General features: G+C 69.5%; 3 protein-coding genes and 1 pseudogene. 2 read left to right on the top strand and 2 right to left on the bottom strand.

What is annotated here, in order from left to right; genetic code table 11:
* Positions 1 to 208, top strand: a pseudogene (locus tag ABNT58_RS00480) (DUF2946 domain-containing protein); the annotation flags it as partial.
* Here ABNT58_RS00480 and ABNT58_RS00475 read toward each other — a convergent pair.
* The gene (locus ABNT58_RS00475; protein ID WP_348751554.1) at positions 209 to 2083 is read right to left on the bottom strand and encodes a phosphoenolpyruvate carboxykinase (GTP); all 1875 of its coding nucleotides are present in this window, start codon (positions 2081 to 2083) and stop codon (positions 209 to 211) included.
* A 246-nt stretch (positions 2084 to 2329) separates the two neighbouring features.
* On the opposite strand from ABNT58_RS00475, the gene ABNT58_RS00470 reads away from it, so the two are divergent.
* Positions 2330 to 2917 (top strand): MOSC domain-containing protein, encoded by a 588-nt coding sequence (locus tag ABNT58_RS00470; protein ID WP_348751553.1) that lies wholly within the window; start codon positions 2330 to 2332, stop codon positions 2915 to 2917.
* Between the two features lie 9 nt (positions 2918 to 2926).
* On the opposite strand, the gene ABNT58_RS00465 is transcribed toward ABNT58_RS00470, so the two are convergent.
* Positions 2927 to 3705, bottom strand: a 779-nt coding sequence (locus ABNT58_RS00465; protein ID WP_348751552.1) for an AbrB family transcriptional regulator, incomplete at its 5' end; no start/stop codon positions are given.

Raw genomic sequence — 3705 nt, 5'->3', positions numbered from 1 at the left:
GCCGGCCGCTTACACCAGCGCGTGGATGGATGAAGCGGGCCGGCTGTTCATCGACACCGACCTGGGCTTGGGGCTGCTGCACAGCCTGGACGTGGAGGCCGCCGCCAGCCTGGTGGACAACGGCACGTGGTCGGTGAACGAGCTGCCGTATGCGCAGATGCCGGCGCGGTTCGGCTTTGTGCCGAACCCGCGACCGGCGGTGGCCTGATCAGGCGGCCAGGCGCTTTTCCAGGCGCTGCTTGGTCTCGGTCAGCTCGGCCGGCAGGTGGTAGGCCAGCTTGTCGAACAGCTCGGTGTGCAGCGCCAGCTCCTGCTGCCAGGCGGTGGCGTCGATGCCGATCACGCTCTGGAACTGCGCCTGCGAGAAGGCCAGGCCGTTCCAGCTCAGGTCTTCGTAGCGCGGGCTGATGCCGAACACATGCTCTTCGCCCTGGGCCTGGCCGTCCACGCGCTCCAGGATCCACTTCAGCACGCGCATGTTCTCGCCGTAGCCGGGCCAGACGAACTTGCCGTCGGCGCCCTTGCGGAACCAGTTGACGCAGAAGATGCCCGGCAGCTTGGCGCCGGAGCCCTGCAGCTTGGCGCCCAGGTCCAGCCAGTGGCGGAAGTAGTCGCTCATGTTGTAGCCCATGAACGGCAGCATCGCGAACGGGTCGCGGCGCACCACGCCCTGCTGGCCGGCGGCCGCAGCGGTGGTTTCCGAGCCCATGGTGGCGGCCATGTACACGCCGTCGACCCAGTTGCGTGCTTCGGTCACCAGCGGCACGGTGGTGGAGCGGCGGCCACCGAAGATGAAGGCGTCGATCGCCACGCCGGCCGGGTTGTCCCACTCGGGGTCGAGCACCGGGTTGTTGGTGGCGGCCACGGTGAAGCGGGCGTTGGGGTGCGCGGCCGGCCGCAGCTTGCCGTCGGCCTGCTTGGCGCTCTGCGGCGTCCAGTCCTTGCCTTGCCAATCCACCAGGTGCGCGGGCGGCGTGTCGGTCATGCCTTCCCACCACACGTCGCCGTCGTCGGTCAGCGCCACGTTCGTGAAGATGACGTCGCGCCGGAGCGAAGCCATGCAGTTCGGGTTGGTCAGGTCGTTGGTGCCCGGTGCCACGCCGAAGTAGCCGGCCTCCGGGTTGATGGCGTACAGGCGGCCGTCGGCACCCGGCTTGATCCAGGCGATGTCGTCGCCAATGGTGGTGACCTTCCAGCCTTCGAAGCCGGCCGGCGGAATCAGCATCGCGAAGTTGGTCTTGCCGCAGGCGCTGGGGAAGGCAGCGGCCACATGGCGCTTGACGCCTTGCGGATTGGTGACGCCCAGCACCAGCATGTGCTCGGCCAGCCAGCCTTCGTCGCGGCCCATGGTGCTGGCGATGCGCAGCGCAAAGCACTTCTTGCCCAGCAGCGCATTGCCGCCGTAGCCCGAGCCGTAGCTCCAGATCTCGCGCGTCTCGGGGTAGTGCACGATGTACTTGGTGGCGTTGCAGGGCCAGGACACGTCCTTCTGGCCCGGCTCCAGCGGGGCGCCCACGGTGTGCACGCAGGGCACGTATTCGCCGTCGCTGCCCAGCACGTCCAGCACCGCGCGGCCCATGCGGGTCATCAGGCGCATGTTCACGGCCACGTAGGGGCTGTCGCTCAGCTCGACGCCGATGTGGGCGATGGGCGAGCCCAGCGGGCCCATCGAGAACGGCACCACGTACAGCGTGCGCCCCTTCATCGCGCCCTTGAACAGCGCGTTGTCGCCGGTTTGCAGCAGCGCGCGCATCTCGGCCGGGTCGGTCCAGTTGTTGGTGGGGCCGGCGTCTTCCTTCTTCTGGCTGCAGATGAAGGTGCGGTCTTCCACGCGGGCCACGTCGCCCGGGTCGCTCCAGGCCAGGTAGCTGTTGGGGCGCAGCTCGGGGTTGAGCTTGCGGAAGGTGCCGGCAGCCACGAGCTGCGCGCACAGGCGGTCATACTCTTCTTCCGAGCCGTCGCACCAATAGACGTCGGCGGCCTGCGTGAGGGCGGCAATGTCGGCCACCCAACTGACCAGGCGGTCGTGCTTGACCCAGGCGGGTACGTTGAGGCGCAGGCCTCCCATCACGGGACTGTTCATGGCTACTCCAATCGTCGATTGCAAAAACGGGATGTGGCCAGCCTCGGGGCAACCGGTGGGACGCTCGGGGCTCGCCGCATGCCGCGGCGTGAAAGTGGACGCCAGATGAAAAGAGCCGCGCTGGCGGCCCGAAGTTTCATCGAGGTACAGCGGATCGCGCTGCTGCCTCCCTAGGCATTTCAATTCGAGTGTAATCCCGCCGTAACCACCCACCTGCGGGAGGTTATGCACAACTGTCATAGAGATATGCAACCGTCTGGAACCGTCGAAGCCGTCAATGTCGGGCGTGCGCAGCCCCTGCTGGTGGGCGGCCGACCCGTGGCCAGCGGCTTCCTCAAAACGCCGCAAACGGGCCCGGTGCAAGTGCGCAGCGCCGGCCTGGAAGGCGACGAGCAGGCCGACATGACGGTGCACGGCGGCATCGCCAAGGCGGTGTATGCGTACCCGGCCGAGCACTATCCGTTCTGGCAGACGGTGCAGGCGCAGGCCCGCGTGGGCCTCTGGAACGAGGCGCCGCCGCCGGGCCTGTTGGGCGAAAACCTGACGCTGCGTGGCCTGCTGGAGTCGCAGGCATGGATCGGCGACCGGCTGGAACTGCCGGGCTGCGCCCTGGTGGTGAGCGAGCCGCGCTTTCCGTGCTCCAAGCTGAATGCGGCGCTGGGTTTCAGCCAGGCCGGCAAGATGATGTGGCAGTCGGGCTTTTGCGGCTTTTACCTGGCGGTGCACCGGCCGGGGCAGATTGCCGCGGGCGATGCCTTCAGCGTGCTGCCCGGCCCGCGCGAGGTGTCGATCAGCGAGCTGTTCCGCGCCCGCCGTCCGGCCCAACCGCGTTAGGCCACCGCGTCAGGCCCCCACACCGGCCAGCCGCTGCTGCCGCCGCCGGAACATCGGCCCGGTGAGCAGCAGCACCGCCACGTAGCGCACCACGTGGAAGGCGGTGACCACCGGCACGCCCAGCTGCAGCACCTTGGCGGTGATGCACATCTCGGCGATGCCGCCGGGCGAGGTGCCCAGCAGCACGGTGGCCCAGTGCAGCTCGATCAGCCGCGCCAGCAGCCAGGCGAAGGCGCCTGAGGCGGCAATCATCGCCAGGGTGCCGGTGGCCACTGCGGCCAGCCAGCGCGGCGCGGTGTGGATGAAGCTGCGGTTGAAACGCGTGCCCAGCGCCACGCCGATGGACAGCTGGCCGGCATGGCTGAGCCAGCCGGGCAGCGCCGACAGCTCCACGCCCGCACCGCTGAGCGCCGCCGCGACCGCCAGCGAACCCAGCACCCACGGATTGGGCACGCCCAGCCGCCATACCAGCAGGCTGCCGGCGGCGGTGGCAGCCGCCAGCAGCGCCAGGCCCGCCGGGTCGACCGCGCGCACCGCCAGCGGTGTCGCGTCCAGCCCATGCAGCCCGGCGGCCTGGTAGCCGAAGGGGATGACCAGCACCACCAGCAGCACGCGCAGCGAATGGGCGGCGGCCACCAGATCCACCCGGCCGCCGTGCCGCTCTGCCAGCACCGCCATTTCCGAGGCACCGCCGATGGCCGCCGCAAAGTGCGCGGTGGCCGCGTCCACGCCCGGCAGCGCGCGGCGCAGCCAGGCGGCGAACAGACCGCCGATCAACAGCGCCCAGG

The organism is uncultured Aquincola sp. (assembly GCF_964001545.1).
GTDB lineage: Bacteria > Pseudomonadota > Gammaproteobacteria > Burkholderiales > Burkholderiaceae_C > Aquincola.
This window is presented reverse-complemented; position numbering and strand designations above follow the sequence as displayed.